The following is a 19726-nucleotide window of genomic DNA, read 5'->3' as shown; positions in this document are numbered from 1 at the left end:
CGCGGAAAGCGAAAGAAATAGCCGACCACCTTTTTTGTGAATGGGTGCAATAAGTAAGAACACGAATTTTTATACTTTTATATTAATCAATATTCTTTTGTCCTAGTCTGACACATGCTAACGAAGCATGTGTTTTTTTCGTTTTCTATGATTCTTCGAGAATAGAAGTAAATAGATTGACATTTTATTCTAACATTGTTTTAATTTTATTTGTATTCAGAAAATTTAAATAAAGCAAAGGGGTGTTTCTAATGGTAGTAGCAACAAAGCGAAATTCGAAGAAAATTGAGCGCAAAGCATTACCCGATTTTGAAAAAATTGAAGAGTCTCCCGGTTTCCGCAATCTATTAAAAAAGAAAAAAGCATTTTTAATTCCTAGTACTCTGTTATTTTTAGGTCTTTATATTTTATTTCCTATTATTATTTCGTATACAAATGTTTTGAATGCATCATTTATCGGTGATATCTCCTGGAGTTGGGTATATGCCCTTGGACTATTCATCATGACATGGACTCTTGTAACCATTTACATGAAAAAATCAGCTGAATTTGATCGTATGGCTCATGAGACACTTAAAGAATTTAATTACGAGGAGGAGGATAACCAATGAATCCAATCGTAGTTATCTTATTTTTAATTATTGTAGGTTTGACGCTTGTCGTTACATACTTTGCTGCCAAGAAAACGAATACGGCCAGTGAATTCTATACAGCTGGTGGAGGACTAACCGGTTGGCAGAACGGACTTGCAATTGCAGGAGATTATTTATCCGCGGCATCCTTTTTAGGAATCGCAGGGGCAATTGCGTTATATGGTTTTGATGGATTCCTTTTCTCTATCGGTTACTTGGTTGCTTATTTAGTCGTTCTTTTTATCGTTGCAGAACCTTTGCGTAATCTTGGAAAGTATACGCTTGCTGATATGATCAATTCAAGATTCAATGCAAAAAAGGTGCGTGCTGGGGCTGCAATCAGTTCCATTACAATCGTCATTTTCTATATGATTGCCCAGTTGGTGGGGGCGGGAGCGCTTATTCAATTGCTTTTTGATATTCCATATTGGATTGCCGTATTACTTGTAGGAATTATGATGACGGTTTACGTATTATTTGGAGGTATGACAGCGACAAGTTGGGTACAGATTATTAAAGCAGTCCTGCTTATGGCTGGTACAATCATCATTTCGTTCCTTGTATTGAAGGAATTCAACTTCAATATTTTTGAAATGTTTACATCTATGAAAACGGCAACTCCTCATGGTGCAGATTACTTGAATCCAGGCGTTAAGTACAAAATGCCTTTGGATACGATTTCCTTAATGATTGCACTCGTTCTTGGAACAGCGGGTTTGCCACATATCCTGATGAGGTTCTTTACAGTCCGTGATGCTAAAACAGCTCGCAGTTCAGTTATGTGGGCGACTTGGATTGTCGGAATCTTCTATGTCATGACGATCTTCTTAGGATTTGGTGCAGCTGCTTTCGTAGGACAAGATTTAATCGTCTCAACCAATGCAGCCGGCAATATGGCGGCACCTCTTTTAGCACAGGTATTAGGCGGAGATTTTCTAATGTCCTTTGTATCAGCGGTTGCTTTCGCCACCATTTTGGCAGTAGTTGCGGGACTAGTATTATCAGGTGCCTCGGCATTTGCCCATGACATTTATGGGCAAATTATTAAAAAAGGGAACGTGACAGACAGAGAGCAGATGTTGGCAGCGCGATATGCTTCCGTTGGTGTAGCTGTATTTTCCATTATTTTGGCATTATTCGCTCAAAGTTTGAATGTGGCGTTCCTTGTATCACTCGCATTCTGTATTGCTGCCAGTGCCAATTTACCGGTAATCGTCTATACGATTTTCTGGAAAAAATTCAATACTGCCGGTGCTATTTCTGCAATGGCGACGGGTTTGATTTCTGCTTTAGTACTTGTTTCAATCAGTCCAAGTGTGATGAATCCGGTTGAAGGTGCAGCCATCATTACAGGAAATCCGATTTTCCCACTGACCAATCCAGCACTTGTATCAGTACCACTTGGATTTATTGGTGGATGGCTCGGTACGCTTCTGACGAAAGAGTCGGACGTAAAGAAATTTGCAGAAGTAACAGTGAAAGCAAATACAGGTGGCTTCCGACAATTGTAAGAAGTTGTATCTAATCAAATGAGTATGATACGATAAACATACTTTAAGGAACGGAGGTTTTCCAGATGATTGACTACAAATTCCGATGGAACACTTTGCGATGAAACTAAATAAAGCAAAGAACTGCTACTGGGCAGGTTAATCGGGATAGGTCTATCCATTTTGAAAACCAATATACTTTTCAGAAAAAGAGAGCGACTCGTGTGCTCTCTTTTTCTGTCTAATATTTACGGTAGTAAAAGGATGATTTCGATTTTCTCTCAGTAGGACAATGAGGAGGAATTCATGAATGGAAGAATTAATGGAACGCGCCATTGTTGTTGGCGTTAATTTAAACAAAGACGAACATTTTGAATATGGCTTGGAAGAACTACACAACTTAGCGGAAGCATTAAATGTGGAAGTGGTTGGGGAAGTAACGCAAAACTTGGATCGTGTTAACCCTGCGCACTATGTTGGAAAAGGTAAAATCGATGAAATCAAAGCTTTCTTCGATGAAGCGGATGCGAATCTCGTCATTTTCAATGATGAATTATCCCCTTCTCAAATCCGTAACTTGGAAGCGGCTCTGGAATGTAAGGTTATCGACCGTACCATGTTGATTTTGGATATTTTTGCTCGACGGGCTAAATCAAGAGAAGCTCAAATGCAAGTGGAATTGGCACAGCTTCAATACATGCTTCCTCGTTTAGTGGGACTGCGCGCATCTCTTGGTCGTCAAGGTGGCGGCACCGGTGGAGGCTTTAAAAACCGTGGTGCTGGGGAAACAAAACTTGAGCTCGACAGACGTAAAATCGAAGACCAGATTGCCAAGCTTCGTCGTGACCTGGAGCAGGTAAAAGACCAGCGCGAAACGCAAAGAAAACAACGGAAGAAAAATGAAGTACCTGTAGTATCGATTGTAGGCTATACAAATGCTGGGAAATCGACCATCATGAATCGCCTGCTTGCAAAGACAGGGCTAATCGATGACAAACAAGTTTTTGAAAAAGACATGTTATTTGCAACGCTTGAAACTTCAGTCCGTCAAATTCGTTTGCCTGATCAAAAAGAATTTCTGCTTACGGATACGGTTGGATTTGTCAGCAAGTTGCCAACGCATTTAGTAAAAGCATTCCGTTCTACGTTGGAAGAAGCGAGAGAAGCTGATTTGCTTCTTCATGTAGTCGATGTGTCCAATGACGAGTACCGTTACATGATGGACGTTACGAATGAAACGTTGCAGGCAGTTGGAGTTGAAAACGTTCCGACCGTCGAGGTATACAACAAGTCTGATTTAGCCGGAGTCAATTATCCACATGTGAGTGGCAATAATATTTGGATTTCTGCCAAAGAAGATGCAGGCCTGGATGAATTGATTGAGCTGATTCGCACACATATTTTTGCCGACTATAAGATGTGTCGAATGCTCATTCCGTATGACCGGGGAGATGTCGTGTCTTATTTGAACGAACAAGCCTCTGTACAAGGGTCTGAGTATGAAGAAGAAGGTACATTATTAAAAGTGGAACTAAAACAGGCCGATTATGAACGGTACCATGATTTTGTTCTCGATAAGTAAAAAAACGCATTCCCGATTTTTCGGGAATGCGTTTTTGTTTGTATTTAACTCATTGATATTGAATATTGTGCAGTCTAGCAAACAGTCCATCAGCTTCCACTAAATCTGAGTATGAACCTTCTTCAGCAATTCCTTCTTTCGTTACGACAAGTACACGATCTGCATCACGTATGGTTGCAAAACGATGGGCAATAATAAGCGTTGTGCGATTCTCGGCCAATTCGCTTAAAGCTGACTGGATGATTTTTTCCGTCTCTGTATCTAGAGCTGAAGTGGCTTCGTCCAGTATTAAAATCGGTGGATTTTTCAGGAACATACGAGCAATGGCTAAACGCTGTTTCTGCCCACCTGATAATTTCAGGCCGCGTTCACCGATTTGAGTTTCATATCCATCAGGCAACTCGGAAATAAATTCTTCTAAATGCGCTTTTTTAGCAGCATCCATTATTTCTTCATCAGTGGCGTCTTTTTTTCCATATGCAATGTTTTCCCGGACCGTTCCCGTAAATAAGAACACGTCTTGCTGAACAATCCCAATTTGTGCGCGCAATGATTGCTTGGTCATATCTCGAATATCAAGACCATCGATTGTGATGGCACCTTCCGTGACATCGTAAAAACGTGGGATTAATGAACAAATCGTCGTTTTCCCTGCACCGGAAGGACCTACGAACGCTACGGTTTCTCCCGCGTTTACTGTGAGATTAATATCTGACAGTACTTCTTGATGTTGATCGTAATTAAAATGGACATTGTTAAATGAAATATTGCCATGCAAATGTTCCACTTGCTTAGCATCTGGACGATCTTTAATTTCAGGGTCTTGTTCGATTAAATCAAGGAAACGTCTAAAACCAGCCATTCCTTTTGGATAGAGCTCAAGTAATGCACTGATTTTGTCCACTGGTTTAATAAGTACATTAATGAATAGAACAAAGCTGACAAGCTCTCCATAGGATAACTTTCCATTGACTGTGAACCATGCGCCAACAACCAAAACGACCAAAGTCATAAGGCGCGTCATCATGTAAATGCTGGAATGTGTACCAGCCATTACTTTGTAAGCGACAAGTTTAGCTAGTCTAAATTGCCCATTATCATGCTTGAAGCGATTGATTTCAAACTCTTCATTTGTGAAAGATTGAACCACACGAACGCCTGAAACACTGTCTTCCACACGTCCATTGACATCAGCAATTTTTATGTACATGTTCTTCCATGCCTGATTCATTTTGATATTGCTGAAAGTGACTAGGATAATCAAAAATGGAATCATAATAATCGCAATGATTGCAAGCTCAGGATTGATGTTGTACATAATGAAAAATGCACCGATAAACGTCATGATGGCGATAAAGAAATCTTCCGGACCATGATGGGCCAGTTCGCCAATATCGAATAAATCATTGGTGATCCGACTCATAACATGACCCGTTTTGGTATTGTCAAAAAAGCGGAAGGATTGGCGTTGTACGTGGGTGAACAGCTGTTCACGCATGTCCGTTTCAATGTTGATGCCAAGCTTGTGTCCTAAATAACTGACGATAAATTGCAACAGGGTACTAATTAAATAGACGGCAAGCAGGAGTACACTGACGGTGACAATCTGATCCCATTCCCCCGTCGGTAATAATTCGTCGATAAACCACTGGACAGCAAGTGGAAATGCAAGCTCCAAAATGGCTACAATAATGGCGCTGGTGAAATCAATTATAAACAGACGTTTATGGGGTCGATAGTAAGCAAAAAATTTCTGAATCATATAAGTTCTCCTTGTATTCTTAGTACTGGAAATTATAACGGAAAAAGGTCCTAAAGACGAAAGAAAACTTCTGAATGCGAAGGAAATCAAAGTATTTCAAGTTCCGAATGTTTTTTGACAATTAAAAGAGTGCAAGTTAGAATGTAAAAGTTGTCTTTTACTGATAAGTCAATCGGTCCTTTATTATCAGTATATTGTGCACATTTATCTTTCGAAAAAGGTATGTGTATATATTAAATTCAAGAAGAAAGAAGGGAAAAGAATGGCGACAAAACAAGAAATCGTCCAGTCGGTTCCTCAAAAAGGATTCTTTGGACATCCAAAAGGCTTATTAAGCTTATTCTTTACAGAGTTTTGGGAGCGCTTTAGTTACTACGGAATGCGCGCAATCCTGCTCTACTATATGTACTATGAACTAAATCAAGGTGGACTTGGTTTAGAAAGATCGACTGCTAACTCAATCATGGCGGTATACGGATCACTTGTATACATGTCAGGAATTATCGGTGGATGGATTGCTGACCGACTATTCGGTACAACCAAAACCGTATTCTACGGTGGGGTAGCCATCATGCTAGGACATGCTGTATTGGCATTGCCAGGCGGAGTCACTACGCTATTCGTTTCAATGGCCTTGATTATTATTGGTACAGGTTTATTGAAACCGAATATCTCAAGCATCGTTGGAGATTTGTATGCAGATAACGACGTTCGTCGTGACTCTGGATTCAGTATTTTCTACATGGGTATCAATATGGGTGCCTTCCTTGCACCATTAGTTGTAGGTACTGTCGGAATGGACTATAGCTTCCATTTAGGATTTGGACTTGCAGCAATCGGTATGTTCCTAGGGTTAGTTGTATTTGTTATTACGAAAAAGAAATACCTTGGACTTGCAGGGTCGTATGTTCCAAACCCAATGTCTAAAGATGAGCGTAAAACTGTATTCACGCGTATTGCGATTGGATTAGTTGCTGTCTTGCTTATTGGTTATATCTTGATTACTAACGGAATCATGACAATCGATGTCTTTACGATGATCGTTTCAATCTTGGGTATCGTTATTCCTACGATTTTCTTCATCGTTATGTATCGTAGTTCAAAAACGAATGCAGATGAAAAATCTCGTGTTATTGCGTACATTCCATTGTTCATCTCTGCGATGGTCTTCTGGGCAATTGCAGAACAAGGGTCAATCATCCTTGCACAATACGCAGATGAGCGTACTGACTTAATGCTTGGATCATGGGAAATTAACCCAGCATGGTTCCAATCATTAAATCCATTATTCATTATTGGGTTAGCCCCAATATTTGCATGGTTATGGGTACGTCTTGGAGTTAAACAACCGTCAACTCCTAAGAAATTTGCCCTTGGTTTATTCTTTGCGAGTATGTCATTCCTAATTATGATCATTCCGGCATACATGAACGGAACTGAAACACTTGTTAGCCCATGGTGGTTAGTATTGAGTTTCTTCCTAGTAGTACTTGGTGAATTACTTCTTTCACCAGTTGGATTATCAGCAACTACGAAACTTGCGCCAGCGGCATTTGCGGCTCAAACAATGAGCTTATGGTTCTTAACAAGTGCTTCTGCTCAAGCAATTAATGCGCAAGTTGTGAAATTCTACAATCCTGAAAGTGAGATCGTTTATTTCGGTGTCATCGGTGCCGTTGCGATGTTAATCGGTTTAGCGATGTACATTCTTTCACCAAAAATTGAGAAGTTCATGCGTGGCATACGTTAATAAAACAGAAATCCTACCGATAACTTGTCGGTAGGATTTTTTTATGGACTTGTAATAGAGATAACAATTCCATTATCTAAAAATTACTTTCAAAATCACATTGAAGAATACTGTCAGCCATTTTAGAATTCCCCTTTTTTCATTCTGCTGTCGCATTCGATATTGTCTGTCTTTTTTTAAAACAGGGTATTCTTTTTCCAAATCCTTCATTGAAATCACTCCTCAAAATACTTATTCAATAAAAGGGAAAAAATCCCTTTAACTCAAAAAAGATTTCCAATTGAAACCTTTTCAAGATACACTTATATAAGAAGAAAGAAAATTGAGGTAAAGGTGGCGACAACATGAAAAAGTGGATGACACTCATGGCTGCTGGCGCATTAGCGTTAAGCTTAGCAGCATGTAATTCTTCAGCAACTCCAACTTCCGATACGACAGAAGAAAATACAAGTGATTTATCACTGAAACAAGTATTCGAGAAGTCATTAGCACAATCTGAATCTATTGAAAGCCTTAGTGCAAATCTAGATATGGTTCAAAAAATTGAAGTTCCCGGGCAAGATGTAGCGATGGATACCACTTCAAAAATGACAATGGATTTAATTGTGGAACCTTTGAGCATGCATCAAAAAGGGACTACATCGACAAAGATTCCAGGTGAAGAGTCTTCAGGTCAGCCTCAGGAGATTGAAATGGAAAGCTACATGACGGAAGATGGATTCTTTACGCACGATAATATGTCACAGCAATGGATGAAGTTGTCGGCGGATATGTACGAGCAAATGATGGCCGTCTCACAAAAACAAGCAGACCCGTCACAACAACTGAAAGACTTAGAAACGTTTATGGACGAATTTACATTTGAGCAAAATGAAAAGGAATATATCTTAAATTTGTCTGCGTCCGGTGAGAAGTTTAATAAATTGATTCAAAAACAATTAGCAGAAACCATGCCGGAACTGGGTTCAGATCAACAGGAAATGTTGAAAGAATTAAAAATTAAAAAAGTGGATTACGAAATTTTCATTGATAAAGAAACATTCAATACAACAGCATTAAATATGGTGATGGATATGTCGATGGCGGTAGATGGGGAAGAAATGAACCTATACCAAGACATGAAATCTACTTTTAGTAATTACAATGGTCTTAAAAAGATTGTTGTACCCCAAGAAGTACTGGATAACGCACAAGAAATGTAAAAAAACAGCCTTCCCAATTTATCGGGAAGGCTGTTTTTTCATATAGAGTATATAGGTTTAGTTAATTAATAAGTAAATCCGGCTGGTGTATTTTTAACCACCACTACCACTTTATGTTCATCAAGTTTTTCTTCTAATTGTTCGGCTTCCGGTTGACTAAAACCAAGCTCTTCAAATTGTGCTCGAAGTTCGTCTCCTTTTTTACGGAAAACATTTGCTAAGGATGTACCTAATCCCTGTTCAGCAACACCGACTGTATTTGCATCTGCCATATCAGCTACTTGATTTGTACGATGATTTTCATGAGTAAGTACGTAAATATCGTCCTCATGTACACCTTTGGCTTTAATCTCTTGAATTCCGCGAATTGCTTCATCATCTGTTAAATACTCTTTGTAGGTTACACTCATTTTAAAATCTCCTTTCAAATCGTTTATTCTGACTCACAATAGTACTTTACCACCCTCGGGCTAAATTAAACGAAATGAGCTGAATTTCAATCGAAAGTCTTAGACGACAGGTAGATTAATGGGAAAGGATTTATAAGAATATGATAAGATAACTTTTAATAAGGAGCGTGAATGATATGAAAAAATGGTTTTATCCTTTAGCGGTTGTCACGTTTATTGGCTTCATTGCTCTGTTTTTCAGTTTTACTCACAATGAAATGGTTGAATTCGATGAAGAAATAGCGGAAGCACTAATTGGAAACGAATTTATTCGATTCTTCCATTACTTTGGAGAACCGATTTGGATTGTCTCAGCAGCTGTTCTCTTGATTGTCTACCTTGCATTTAAAAGCCACAACTATCGCGGCATGTTATTTGTGCTATTTGCAGTAGGTGGAGGAAACATATTAAATCTCGCAATAAAAGAATGGGTTCAACGGGCTCGTCCTGATATTCCTCATCAATTGACCAGTTTCAGTTTTCCATCCAATCATGCCATGGTGGGGTTATTGTATATCTTTACATATGCGTATTTTTTAACGGAAAATCTGACTTCTGAAAAATGGCGGATTGTCATCTGGATCAGTGCCGTACTCTTTACTTTGCTGGTTGGTTTATCGCGGATTGCGGGTAATAATCATTATGGGACAGATGTAGTTGCCGGTTGGATGTGCGGCTATTCAATCTTCATACTGGCGGTAGTTTGGTATGAGTGGCGTAATCGTCACATGAAAAAAAGAGTGGCACAACCTGAATAAACGGAGTCTTACGTCAGATAAATGGCGTAAGACTCTTTTTGAAAGAGGTGGTACGAAGTGTTTACGATTCCGGATGAATTAGTTGAACTTGGACAAAAACGTATTAAAGGATACGACGTGCAAGGATTTGTACGTAGTCATGGGAGTATCTCGCCAAAGTTACTGTTGATTGGTGAAGCGCCGGGTGAGAATGAAATAGAAACTGGCATTCCTTTTATCGGACGGGCGGGTGATGAGCTCATGAAGTCGTTGAAAAGTATCGGTTTTTCTCGTGATGATGTCTATATGACCAGCCCTGTCAGAAGTCGACCGTACAAATGGGGCACAAAAAAAGAACGGGATGGAACGATCGTGAAACGAACATACAACCGTGCGCCAAAGCCGGCCGAGATTCTGGCTCATGCACCATTGTTGGATTATGAAATTCAACACTTGCAGCCACAATTGATTGTTACGCTGGGCACGATTGGTTTACAGAGATTACTGGGGAAGAAAGCGAAGGTAACTGAATTACATGGACAAAAACTAATCCAACCAATTCAATATTTAAATAAACTTGAGGATAAACAGTTTAGCTTAACATCAAAGACCTATATGATTGTTCCCACATTCCATCCAGCTTCCGTCTTTTACAGACCGTCTTTAAGAGAACAAGTGGAAGAGGACTGGCAAAAAATCGGTCAATATTTGAAGGAGTTAACCGTATGATTCTGGAGTATGCTCTAAAACATGCACTGTGAATCACGGAAATAATAGCCGACTACATGGAATTATGACTGCTACGCTTTTCTTGGGCTTGCGCTGGACTAACTTGAACTAGCCAAAAAATGGTTTTACAACGTGACCGTCGATAATTACAACGTCAACGTCCATAATTCCTACGTCAAGGCCAATATTTCCTACGTCAAACGCGATTTTTACAACCAAGAAATTTGTTTATAGCAATTTTACGTAGATGGTGATATTTTTCAGCTGAGAAAGTTAAGTTATACGTTATTATCAGATTTATTCTATTTTTTAATAAAGGAAGTTGCGTATAGGAAACTTATCTCATACAATTAACCCAACAGTTGTCAGAGAAAGTAGTTGAGCGTATGGAAGGGAATATATTATTTGCGTTGGCATTAACCGTGTTTGCGGGGTTGGCCACTGGAATTGGTAGTTTATTAGCTTTTGTGACCAAACGGACGAACACAAAATTTCTATCTTTAGCATTAGGCTTTTCAGCGGGTGTAATGATTTACGTTTCGATGATTGAGATCTTTGTAAAGGCAAAGGATGCACTGGTTAATGAACTTGGTTCATCACAGGGCTATTGGTTAACGGTCATTGGGTTTTTCAGCGGGATTTTACTGATCGCGTTAATTGATAAATTACTGCCAAAATCCACTAATCCGCATGAAGTAAAAGGTGTGGAAGAAATGGATATTAAGCCATCAGACGATGAATACACCAAACTGATGAGAATGGGCTTGTTTACTGCGCTTGCAATCGGTATTCATAATTTCCCGGAAGGAATTGCCACGTTTGTTTCCGCTATGCAAGATCCGAATTTGGGAATAGCGATTGCGGTTGCTGTAGCGATTCACAATGTTCCAGAGGGAATTGCAGTTGCGGTGCCTATATATTATGCTACAGGGAATCGTAAGAAAGCGTTCAAATGGTCGTTCTTGTCCGGTCTCGCAGAACCAGTAGGAGCGATTGTTGCCTTCCTGATTTTAATGCCGTTCTTAAATGACATCATGTTCGGTATGATTTTTGCAGCGGTAGCGGGCATCATGGTGTTTATTTCATTGGATGAGTTATTGCCGGCCGCACAAAAATACGACGAAGCACACCTGTCCATTTATGGGGTAGTTGGTGGAATGGCTGTAATGGCGTTAAGTTTACTATTGATTGCTTAAAATGGATTCAGTTAAGAGGGACGGAGCGAAGTGACACTAGTCATTTCGCTCTTTTTAGATTTAAGTTGTTTTCAGACGTCAATCCAGCTTTTTCCGACGTGGGACCCCAAATTTCAGACGTCGACCTCAGTTTTTCCGACGTGAATACTAAAAAGTCAGACTGAGACGCATAAGACACATCAATAAGTCTTAGATGTGCTTTTTATTTTTGAGAGTTGTAGAATTGGTTTTATAGAACTATACTGATGTGTAAAGACAGAAGATGACATGTGTCAAGACAAGGGGAGTTCAGATGACTACAGTAAGAGAAAAAGAGAATAAACCGATTTCCCGTAATAAATTATTAGGAATTGCCGGGCTTGGATGGATGTTCGATGCGATGGATGTTGGAATTTTATCTTTCGTTATCGTAGCCTTAGCCAATGAATGGGCTTTGACTCCAGGTCAAATGGGATGGATAGGTAGTGTTAACTCCATCGGAATGGCAGTAGGAGCACTTGTTTTTGGGATTTTCGCTGATCGTGTTGGGCGAAAACATATCTTTATCGTGACACTTGTTCTCTTTTCGGTGGCGAGCGGATTGTCCGCATTCTCAGCATCACTGGCCATCTTTTTGATTTTCCGGTTCTTTGTTGGAATGGGGTTAGGTGGGGAACTTCCTGTCGCATCCACGTTAGTATCTGAAAGTGTGGAAGCAAAAGAACGTGGTCGAGTTGTTGTATTGTTGGAAAGTTTTTGGGCAGCTGGATGGCTGATTGCCGCAATTATTTCTTATTTTGTTATTCCAGAGTATGGCTGGAGAGTCGCCTTAATCATTACTGCTTTACCAGCACTTTATGCAATTTACTTACGATTGAATTTACCGGACTCACCGCAATTTACCGCAAAACGAGTGCGGGAACGGACCTATGGACAAAACATTAAAGCAGTTTGGTCTAAAGCATATGCGAAACCAACATTGATGTTGTGGATTTTATGGTTTACTGTTGTGTTTTCATATTACGGAATGTTCCTATGGTTACCGAGTGTCATGGTAATGAAAGGATTTACGTTGATTAAAAGTTTTGAGTACGTACTGATCATGACATTTGCACAATTACCTGGATATTTCACGGCTGCTTGGTTGATTGAAAAAGCGGGCCGCAAATTTGTGTTGGTCACTTACTTACTTGGTACAGCAGCGAGCGCATATGTATTCGGTAATGCGGATACGACGATGCTACTGATTGTATCTGGCGCATTTTTGTCCTTCTTTAATTTAGGCGCATGGGGTGCATTGTACGCGTATACACCTGAACAATACCCGTCTGTCATTCGTGCAACAGGAGCAGGAATGGCTGCGGCTGTTGGTCGAATCGGCGGGATTTTAGGGCCATTATTGGTCGGGACGCTGGTAGCTAGGGGTTACGATATCGGTTGGGTGTTTAGCATATTCTGCATCGCTATCGTCATTGGTGTACTGGCAGTTGTGCTTTTAGGAAAAGAAACGAAACAGTTGGAACTTGAATAATAAGTCGGGAGGTTCTCTTTAGAAGAGAATCTCCTTTTTTTGTGGATTTTTTTGGAAGTGTACAGAAACCTTTTATCCTCGAGAACCGTATAACAGGTAAAAGGGGGAATCGGAATTGAGTATAAAAGAATTTAATATAAATATTAGTCCTGACGAGGCGATGAATAAAATTAATGAAGGTGTGATAAAGGGAACTATCTCGGGGAAACTCGTCGATTTCTATGAACGCTTCTCTGGAGAGCATCAAATCATGGTATTTGTCCTGGAAAAATTTTTTATGCGAACGAGTAATCGCTCATCAATGACGGTAACCATTGATAACTTCGGTGGCGTGACTAAAGTACATGCGGTAGCCTCTGGCAGTTCAGAAAGTCCATTCTTTAGATTTGATTGGGGAGCAGGCGACAGTTTTGCGAATAGTGTGGAAAATGCGCTGGCACAACACATTATTAGTTGATAGAATAAAGCTACCAAATATCTGTGATAAGGGAGAGTCGGCTATGTTCAAAAGAATTGACACCGTATTTTTGCCTGTACAGGATACAAATAGCTCAATCAAATGGTTTGAAGACAAGTGTGGATTTACCTTGAGATGGCACGATGAAGTTAATGGTTATGCTGCGATGGATATTGGAAATGGCGAAACAGCTTTTACGCTCGTGAGAAATCCGCAAATGGGTTCAAGTCAACCGAAAGAACATGAGTGGTTCAATCTTTATACCGAGGATATCCATGCTACACATCATTTCATGCTGGATGCAGGAGTCGATGCGACACCGGTTCAAACTGGAGGTAACGTGGAATTCTTTCAGTTTAAAGATTTAGATGGCAATACGATTGGAGTCTGTTCATTTGAAGAAGACGCAGCTTAATCATAGAAAAATCCTGATCGTGGGTTCGGGCGGAGCAGGGAAATCCACGTTATCACGTCAATTAGGTGAGAAATTGGGATTACCTGTTGTCCATTTAGATGCCATGTTTTGGCAACCTGGTTGGAAACCGTCGCCACGCCCTGAGTTTATGGAAAGAGTAGAGAAGGAATTAAGGAAACCCGAATGGATCATTGATGGGAATTATGATTCTACTATCGAATTGCGGGCAAAGTATGCAGATCTTATTATATTTCTTGATTTCTCGAATGTCCTTTGCCTCTATCGCGCATGTAAGCGTGCGTGGATGTATCGCGGAACAACTCGTCCGGATATGGGGAAGGATTGTCCGGAAAAAATAGATTGGGAGTTTGTAAGATGGATTTGGCGTTATCCTAAAGATGCACGACCAGAGATGTTATCAATGTTAGCCAAACTAGAAACAGACGTAGTTACATTAAAGTCACCTAAAGAAGTAGATCAATGGTTACAACAAATTTGGCACGTAGAAAAGAGTGAATCGTCCGCATAAGGACGATTCACTCTTTTTAGGAATTTTTCAATGTAGAGTAAACAACAAGACGATCTTCGTAATAGGAACCTTTTTTATTGTATTCACCTGTACATGTAATTAGGTTTAATCTACTGCCAGTGCTGAATCCGAAAATTTCTCTTAGGGGGGATTCATCAAAAGGGTAAATTTCAACTCTGTCCACAATGAAAACAAGTTCAGTACCATCTTCAGCATTAACGATAATTTCATCGCCTGTTTTTAATTTTCCGATGTCGTAAAATACAGCAGGTCCATTTTTCCCGTCAACATGTCCTGCGATAACGGAGTTTCCTGGTTGACCGGGCATATACCCATCTTTAAACCAGCCAGTCGATACAATATCATTCGGAACATCCATGTCCCCATCTTCAGTTAATCCAGCGGGACCAATAGGTGCATCCACTTTAATGGCTGGAATTTTGAGACGGGAAGGGACAATTCCCTGTCTTTCATCTTTTATGAGTTTGGAAGCAGTTAGTTGGCCATTGCTTAAAGTTAAGGCTGCTTTTGTAGAAGAAGAGGCTTCCTCACTGGAAGCCTCTTGTTTTTCTACTGCTGGCTCTGGGCTTGCTTCTTCCGCTTGGCAAGCAGTTAGAAGTAACGAAACACCCAGAACACCACTTAGTAATTTTTTCAAGCGATTACGCCTCGTTTGAGCGTCTGCGTAATGTGAATGCGCCACCTAAAGCTGCTGCTATTAAACCACCAAGTAGGAACCACTCATAAGGTAATCCATCTTGGTCCGCTGTGCCACCCATACCTGTTTTAGGCATTCCGTCTGGCATAGACTGTCCACTGAATTTATCAGGGAATTGATCAACGATTGTTTGTGATAAGCCTTTCGAAGGCATCAACATATGTGCGTAAGACTCACGTAGTGAAGCGTATGATGCTTCATAATCACCTGCAACGTATTGATCGAAGGCTGCCAGTAATTGATCTACGTGTTCTGTAAGACCGGCTTCAAGGTCTGCTGCTGGTAAACGATCTTCTGTTGCTGTTGCCAAGAAAGCCGCTTGTTCTACGATATAGCCATCCAATTCTTCCATAGCTTTATCTTTTCCGGCTTGATCGTCATTTGCTGTAGCAGTTACATAGTCAACGAAGTAGCCAATATGAGATTTCCAGATTTCTTCAAATGCTGCTCCGCCTTCTTCACCATAAACTGAAGCGACTGCTGCAGATAGATCGTCCGCATTTGCTAGCAGAGCTGCTGCAGAGGCATCAAAGTCAGGATCACCATCGACGCCATTTTGCATAGCCATTACCGCTAGCCCGGCATGTTCAGTAAATACTTGGTCAAGTGATGCGCGTAAATCTGCCGCAGGTGTTACGGCCATTGAATTTTCAAATTTGTCCGGGAACTGATCTGTAATTGCAGTTGATAGACCAGCTGCTACCATTGTCATATGTTTGATTGCTTCACGTTCATTCATATAAGAAGTTTCATAGTCTCCAGCGACATAGCTGTCAAATGCCCAAACTAGTTGTTCTACATGCATTTTTAATCCAGCTTCCAAGTCAGCTGCTTTCAAACGTCCTTCTGTTGCTGTTTCCAAGAAAGCTGCTTGTTCCACAATGTATTTATCTAAGTTTGCTACTGCCTGATCTTTTCCGGCTTGATCATTCGCTTTCGTAGCAGTTGCATAATCAACGAAGTAACCAATATGTGAACTCCAGATTGTTTTAAACTGTGCGCCTGCTTCTTCACCGTAAACGGAAGATACTGCTGCTGTTAAGTCATCTGTATTTTTACTTAGTGCTCCAGCTAATGCATCAAAGTCTTCCGTGCCATCCGCACCTTTTTTCAACGTTTCAACTGCAAGGAAAGCATGTTCAGTGAATAAATGACCTAAAGCTGAACGAAGTTCCGATGCTGGAGTCGATACGCTTGTATCTACATTACCTTCAGTAGCCTTTCCTTCATGATCGTTTGCGAAAGCTGCAGTTGGTACCAGTAAACTCATTGATAATGGAACAGCTAATAGTGTGCGTTTTTTCATTTTAAATTCTCTCCTTTTTCTTTGGGTTTTGTTTTGGTTTCGAATAGCTAACGAAAGCAGTTTTGATTTGGATCACTTTTTATTTAAATATTTTTAAAATTAGTTTTTTACGAGGCAGAAACTGATGAGGAGGAGGAAAGGTTTAGTTGCCCCAATGAACGAGGAAGTCTCTCCAAATACACAAAAAAAGCAAAAAAAAAATTGAGCAGGTCCGAAAACCCACTCAATTAGCGTTTATTTGAAATTAGAAGCCATCAATACATTGCCCAATGGTGTTTCACTTTCTGCATTCGGTTCATGAGAGACGGCAACTTGCGTCCAGTCTCGATCCATTCCTTTAGGTAGCGTGAAAACAACTGCTCCTTCTTGTGAATCAGACTTGAATGTGCCTGCTCGTTTAGGACCTTCTTCATCTATTAACCATACTTGGTACACTTCGTCATTGGATAGTTCCGGTAGTGAGCTCGCTTGGACAACCACTCGTGTTTCATCTCCATGTTTTACAATAGAAGCCGTTCCGGACGCATTCCCTTCAACTGGGGTTAAGTTCACATAAGCAAGTAGTTGATCAACTGCTTCACCTTGGGCTACTAGATCTTCCTGTTGATTCTTCACGAGTGAAGCCAAGAAAATATTAGTTCCCAGTGATAGCATCAAAGCAGCGGCTACTGCAGGGAACCATGATAGAACACGATTCTTTTTCATTGGTGAATCAATGTCTCTAACAGGAAGTACGGGTACAGGGCCAACATTTGCTACTGGTTCTTTTGAAGTTTCTTCTTCAAAGACAGCACTTAAAATACGCTCTTTCATGCCTTCGGGGGGATTGGTTGTAGCCGAAACATACGGTAAATCTTCCGTTAACGCTTGCCACTCAGCCAGTTCCACTTGGCAATCTTCACAACTAGCAAGATGCTTTTCGAAAGCATGCTTTTCAACTTCACTTAATTGTTCATTAAAATAGTCAACGAGTTGATTACACATCTGACGGTCCATTTGGTGACATCCCCCTTTCTGATTCTAAATGTTTTCGTAAGTGCTGTAGTGCTAATCGAATACGGCTCTTCACTGTTCCAAGCGGTATGCCGAGTTTTGTTGAAATGGATTCCTGTGACAAACCGTGGAAATAGAAAAGCTCCACAATTGAACGCTGATCGTCTTTTAAGCGATCGATGGCTTTTCGCAAAACTGTACCTTTTTCTTTCCATTCCAGCATTTGTTCAGGAAGTTCATCAATTGATGCTTTCATTTGCTCGGCATCTTTATCGAGCAAGCCGACTTCTTGTTGTTTGCCTTTTTTGCGCAACGCATCTAGTGAAGTGTTGCGCGTCATGGTCAAGAGCCAGGAAGAAAACTTTCCTTTGTCTTCGGTATAGGGTGCGTGATCTTTCCACAACTTTATAAATACTTCTTGTACAGTATCTTCAGCCAATTGCGCATTTTGAGTCATGCGATACGCAAAGGAATAAACGAGCCGTTCGTAACGATCATACAATTCTTCAAGGGCTGATTGGTCTTTTGACCTTAGCCGATCATACAACTGCGCATCAGTGAAATTATCCATTTTTACCCCCCTCTGTACAAACATTCTATTTATATCATACAGAAGGTCGAAAGTGTGCACAACTTCCTCTCATTTGGTAAACGAAAGGCAACCGTAAAAAGTTCACTTTAAAACAGAAAAAATTGGAAAACCAAAATGGTTTTCCAATTTTTAAGTTTAAGTTGATTGATTAAGGGTATTGAATAAGTTTTCTGTAACCTTAGCAAAGGGTTTGATGCCTTCTTCAGTCATTGTAAAACGAACTTCATTCACAGAGCCTTTCTCAACTTTAGAAACTACGATTGGTGGGTAAGAATCTTTGCGAACAACTGCAGGAGATGTCTTCTTGTCGAGATCAGATGGTTCAAAAGGGATCGATTTAGCTGCAACCAGCTGTTCTAGCTGTAAATGATTCTTAAAATGATATTGAAATTTATTTAATAACGCTTGGTTGTAAGATTCTACTAAGAAAAAAGAAAGGAGCGTGTAGGCAACTCCGCCAATCAGAACCCACATATTATCTTGATAGAAATAGAGGAAAACAGCAGGAATGAGAATTAAAAGCGACATTATTAGAATGGCTGTGGATCTATAAAAATACACACGATGTTGCATGGCGGTTATTTCTTCTGTATACGCCACTTTCCATGAAGGTAAATCTACTATTTGAAAACGGTTTAAATCTTCCTCAATTTGGACATTGTATATTTGAGAGAGTTCATAATCTGCGGTGGTAGTATCGTATTCATACTGGACATCCAAACTGTCATCTTTCCATCCCAAAAAGAAAGGAATTTCTTTTAACGTTAGATTTGTGTGCATAAGCAATCCTCCTAAATGATGATTCTAATTTCTGAATATTCGTTCCTTTAATAGTGAAAGTGTGATTCAAAAGATTTACAATCCTATATACCCCAAAATTGATAAGATAGTCTATTTTAATTGAGGAGAGTGAAGGTATGGCAAAGAAAACGAAAAATTTTTCAAGACGTGACTTTTTAAAAACTTCGGGTGTGGCAACGGGAGCGTTGATTGGAGGAAGTCTCCTTGGTGGATTGATAGGGTATAATGCTAACAATTCAAAGACATCACCAACGGAAACGAAATCAGGCGAACATAAACAAGAAGCCGCGTTAAACAAAGGCCGTATGTTTTTTACAAACGATCGGGAGTTTCAAATATTGGCCAATGCAACGGAACGCATCTTTCCGAAGGACGATTTAGGTCCAGGCGCCATCGATCTTGGAGTCCCTTATTTTATCGATAATCAATTGGCAGGACAGTATGGTAGTAACTCGAAAGAATATATGCAGGGACCTTTTGCGTCAGGGGCGCCTACACAAGGGTACCAAAGTAATTTAACGCGTGCAGAGATTTTCAAGCAAGCCGTAGCGAAACTAGAGAGTGAGGCTCAAACTCGCTTCAAAAATGGATTTTCAAAAATAGAAGCAGAGCAAATGGATGAAATATTAACTGCATTCCAAAAAGATGAAGTACCTATGAAGGGTGTCTCTTCAGCCTTTTTCTTCCGACTATTAAGAGCTGCGACTCTGGAAGGTGCTTATGCGGATCCGATTTACAATGGCAATAATAATATGGATGGTTGGAGAATGAAAGGATTCCCTGGTCATCAAGCAGCATACATCAATGTTATTGAAAGTGATGAATTCCAAAAAATCGAGCCAAAATCAATTGGTAGTATGCACTAGAAAAAGGGGG

The 19726-nt window shown here is 40.2% G+C and carries 21 protein-coding genes; 13 read left to right on the top strand and 8 right to left on the bottom strand.

All coding sequences use genetic code 11. The features are described 5' to 3' along the window. Positions 1-251 precede the first annotated feature (251 nt). The 3 genes from M9R32_RS06425 (at position 252) to hflX (ending at position 3704) form a co-directional block, all read left to right on the top strand. The gene (locus M9R32_RS06425) at positions 252-611 is read left to right on the top strand and encodes a DUF485 domain-containing protein (RefSeq protein ID WP_269925906.1); all 360 of its coding nucleotides are present in this window, start codon (positions 252-254) and stop codon (positions 609-611) included. Next, the gene (locus M9R32_RS06420) at positions 608-2143 is read left to right on the top strand and encodes a solute symporter family protein (protein WP_269925905.1); all 1536 of its coding nucleotides are present in this window, start codon (positions 608-610) and stop codon (positions 2141-2143) included. The genes M9R32_RS06425 and M9R32_RS06420 overlap by 4 nt, the downstream gene beginning before the upstream one ends. A 289-nt stretch (positions 2144-2432) precedes the next feature. Beyond that, entirely contained in the window at positions 2433-3704 is a 1272-nt protein-coding gene (gene hflX / locus M9R32_RS06415; RefSeq protein ID WP_269925904.1) for a GTPase HflX, read from the top strand. Between the two features lie 49 nt (positions 3705-3753). Here hflX and M9R32_RS06410 read toward each other — a convergent pair whose 3' ends face one another. Continuing rightward, positions 3754-5466: an ABC transporter ATP-binding protein gene (locus M9R32_RS06410; protein WP_269925903.1), complete on the bottom strand. Its 1713-nt coding sequence runs from the start codon at positions 5464-5466 to the stop codon at positions 3754-3756. A gap of 262 nt (positions 5467-5728) precedes the next feature. On the opposite strand from M9R32_RS06410, the gene M9R32_RS06405 reads away from it, so the two are divergent. Further along, entirely contained in the window at positions 5729-7216 is a 1488-nt protein-coding gene (locus tag M9R32_RS06405; RefSeq protein WP_269925902.1) for a peptide MFS transporter, read from the top strand. A gap of 72 nt (positions 7217-7288) precedes the next feature. Here M9R32_RS06405 and M9R32_RS06400 read toward each other — a convergent pair whose 3' ends face one another. After that, positions 7289-7426, bottom strand: coding sequence for a hypothetical protein (locus M9R32_RS06400; RefSeq protein WP_269925901.1), 138 nt, complete (start codon positions 7424-7426; stop codon positions 7289-7291). Between the two features lie 134 nt (positions 7427-7560). Here M9R32_RS06400 and M9R32_RS06395 point away from each other — a divergent pair, with 134 nt between their 5' ends. Next, a complete protein-coding gene (locus tag M9R32_RS06395) occupies positions 7561-8418 on the top strand; it encodes a DUF6612 family protein (RefSeq protein WP_269925900.1) in 858 nt (285 codons plus the stop codon). Between the two features lie 65 nt (positions 8419-8483). Here M9R32_RS06395 and M9R32_RS06390 read toward each other — a convergent pair whose 3' ends face one another. After that, positions 8484-8828 carry a YflT domain-containing protein gene (locus tag M9R32_RS06390; protein WP_016429662.1) on the bottom strand — a complete coding sequence of 115 codons (345 nt, stop codon included), beginning with the start codon at positions 8826-8828 and terminating at the stop codon, positions 8484-8486. Positions 8829-9004: 176 nt separating this feature from the next. Here M9R32_RS06390 and M9R32_RS06385 point away from each other — a divergent pair, with 176 nt between their 5' ends. The 7 genes from M9R32_RS06385 (at position 9005) to M9R32_RS06355 (ending at position 14440) form a co-directional block, all read left to right on the top strand. Beyond that, entirely contained in the window at positions 9005-9625 is a 621-nt protein-coding gene (locus M9R32_RS06385) for a phosphatase PAP2 family protein (RefSeq protein WP_269925899.1), read from the top strand. A 57-nt stretch (positions 9626-9682) separates the two neighbouring features. Further along, positions 9683-10333: a uracil-DNA glycosylase gene (locus M9R32_RS06380; protein WP_269925898.1), complete on the top strand. Its 651-nt coding sequence runs from the start codon at positions 9683-9685 to the stop codon at positions 10331-10333. A gap of 386 nt (positions 10334-10719) precedes the next feature. After that, a complete protein-coding gene (zupT, locus tag M9R32_RS06375; RefSeq protein WP_269925897.1) occupies positions 10720-11529 on the top strand; it encodes a zinc transporter ZupT in 810 nt (269 codons plus the stop codon). A gap of 292 nt (positions 11530-11821) precedes the next feature. Beyond that, a complete protein-coding gene (locus tag M9R32_RS06370) occupies positions 11822-13039 on the top strand; it encodes an MFS transporter (RefSeq protein ID WP_269925896.1) in 1218 nt (405 codons plus the stop codon). A 115-nt stretch (positions 13040-13154) separates the two neighbouring features. Beyond that, on the top strand, positions 13155-13496 hold the full coding sequence (locus tag M9R32_RS06365; protein WP_269925895.1) for a DUF6054 family protein: 342 nt from the start codon (positions 13155-13157) through the stop codon (positions 13494-13496). Between the two features lie 43 nt (positions 13497-13539). After that, positions 13540-13911, top strand: a complete 372-nt coding sequence (locus M9R32_RS06360) for a VOC family protein (RefSeq protein ID WP_269925894.1) — start codon at positions 13540-13542, stop codon at positions 13909-13911. Continuing rightward, the gene (locus M9R32_RS06355; RefSeq protein ID WP_269925893.1) at positions 13892-14440 is read left to right on the top strand and encodes a DNA topology modulation protein; all 549 of its coding nucleotides are present in this window, start codon (positions 13892-13894) and stop codon (positions 14438-14440) included. Before M9R32_RS06360 ends, M9R32_RS06355 begins: the two co-directional genes overlap by 20 nt. A 16-nt stretch (positions 14441-14456) precedes the next feature. On the opposite strand, the gene M9R32_RS06350 is transcribed toward M9R32_RS06355, so the two are convergent. The 5 genes from M9R32_RS06350 to M9R32_RS06330 all read right to left on the bottom strand — a co-directional run bounded on the left by M9R32_RS06350 (position 14457) and on the right by M9R32_RS06330 (position 18829). Continuing rightward, entirely contained in the window at positions 14457-15098 is a 642-nt protein-coding gene (locus M9R32_RS06350; RefSeq protein ID WP_269925892.1) for a class F sortase, read from the bottom strand. 4 nt (positions 15099-15102) lie between these two features. Beyond that, a complete protein-coding gene (locus M9R32_RS06345; RefSeq protein WP_269925891.1) occupies positions 15103-16464 on the bottom strand; it encodes a copper amine oxidase in 1362 nt (453 codons plus the stop codon). A 234-nt stretch (positions 16465-16698) separates the two neighbouring features. After that, complete coding sequence (locus M9R32_RS06340; protein ID WP_269925890.1) at positions 16699-17460, bottom strand: anti-sigma factor; 762 nt, start codon at positions 17458-17460, stop codon at positions 16699-16701. Next, the gene (locus M9R32_RS06335; protein WP_269925889.1) at positions 17441-18028 is read right to left on the bottom strand and encodes an RNA polymerase sigma factor; all 588 of its coding nucleotides are present in this window, start codon (positions 18026-18028) and stop codon (positions 17441-17443) included. Before M9R32_RS06335 ends, M9R32_RS06340 begins: the two co-directional genes overlap by 20 nt. A gap of 156 nt (positions 18029-18184) precedes the next feature. After that, positions 18185-18829, bottom strand: a complete 645-nt coding sequence (locus M9R32_RS06330; protein ID WP_269925888.1) for a hypothetical protein — start codon at positions 18827-18829, stop codon at positions 18185-18187. A gap of 137 nt (positions 18830-18966) precedes the next feature. Here M9R32_RS06330 and M9R32_RS06325 point away from each other — a divergent pair, with 137 nt between their 5' ends. Continuing rightward, entirely contained in the window at positions 18967-19716 is a 750-nt protein-coding gene (locus M9R32_RS06325; protein ID WP_269925887.1) for a gluconate 2-dehydrogenase subunit 3 family protein, read from the top strand. Positions 19717-19726 lie beyond the last annotated feature (10 nt).

Source organism: Paenisporosarcina quisquiliarum (assembly GCF_027563315.1).
GTDB lineage: Bacteria > Bacillota > Bacilli > Bacillales_A > Planococcaceae > Paenisporosarcina > Paenisporosarcina quisquiliarum.
Note: the sequence above shows the minus strand (reverse complement) of the source record. Positions and strands in the feature narration are given on the sequence as shown.

Excerpts from the sequence above, each read along its gene's own strand:
- M9R32_RS06390 (WP_016429662.1), bottom strand. The coding sequence starts at position 8,828 with ATGAGTGTAACCTACAAAGAGTATTTAACAGATGATGAAGCAATTCGC.
- M9R32_RS06385 (WP_269925899.1), top strand. The coding sequence starts at position 9,005 with ATGAAAAAATGGTTTTATCCTTTAGCGGTTGTCACGTTTATTGGCTTC.
- zupT (WP_269925897.1), top strand. The coding sequence starts at position 10,720 with ATGGAAGGGAATATATTATTTGCGTTGGCATTAACCGTGTTTGCGGGG.
- M9R32_RS06330 (WP_269925888.1), bottom strand. The coding sequence starts at position 18,829 with ATGCACACAAATCTAACGTTAAAAGAAATTCCTTTCTTTTTGGGATGG.
- M9R32_RS06335 (WP_269925889.1), bottom strand. The coding sequence starts at position 18,028 with ATGGATAATTTCACTGATGCGCAGTTGTATGATCGGCTAAGGTCAAAA.
- M9R32_RS06405 (WP_269925902.1), top strand. The coding sequence starts at position 5,729 with ATGGCGACAAAACAAGAAATCGTCCAGTCGGTTCCTCAAAAAGGATTC.
- M9R32_RS06325 (WP_269925887.1), top strand. The coding sequence starts at position 18,967 with ATGGCAAAGAAAACGAAAAATTTTTCAAGACGTGACTTTTTAAAAACT.
- M9R32_RS06400 (WP_269925901.1), bottom strand. The coding sequence starts at position 7,426 with ATGAAGGATTTGGAAAAAGAATACCCTGTTTTAAAAAAAGACAGACAA.
- M9R32_RS06425 (WP_269925906.1), top strand. The coding sequence starts at position 252 with ATGGTAGTAGCAACAAAGCGAAATTCGAAGAAAATTGAGCGCAAAGCA.
- M9R32_RS06370 (WP_269925896.1), top strand. The coding sequence starts at position 11,822 with ATGACTACAGTAAGAGAAAAAGAGAATAAACCGATTTCCCGTAATAAA.
- M9R32_RS06420 (WP_269925905.1), top strand. The coding sequence starts at position 608 with ATGAATCCAATCGTAGTTATCTTATTTTTAATTATTGTAGGTTTGACG.
- M9R32_RS06395 (WP_269925900.1), top strand. The coding sequence starts at position 7,561 with ATGAAAAAGTGGATGACACTCATGGCTGCTGGCGCATTAGCGTTAAGC.
- M9R32_RS06360 (WP_269925894.1), top strand. The coding sequence starts at position 13,540 with ATGTTCAAAAGAATTGACACCGTATTTTTGCCTGTACAGGATACAAAT.
- M9R32_RS06410 (WP_269925903.1), bottom strand. The coding sequence starts at position 5,466 with ATGATTCAGAAATTTTTTGCTTACTATCGACCCCATAAACGTCTGTTT.
- M9R32_RS06345 (WP_269925891.1), bottom strand. The coding sequence starts at position 16,464 with ATGAAAAAACGCACACTATTAGCTGTTCCATTATCAATGAGTTTACTG.
- hflX (WP_269925904.1), top strand. The coding sequence starts at position 2,433 with ATGGAAGAATTAATGGAACGCGCCATTGTTGTTGGCGTTAATTTAAAC.
- M9R32_RS06340 (WP_269925890.1), bottom strand. The coding sequence starts at position 17,460 with ATGGACCGTCAGATGTGTAATCAACTCGTTGACTATTTTAATGAACAA.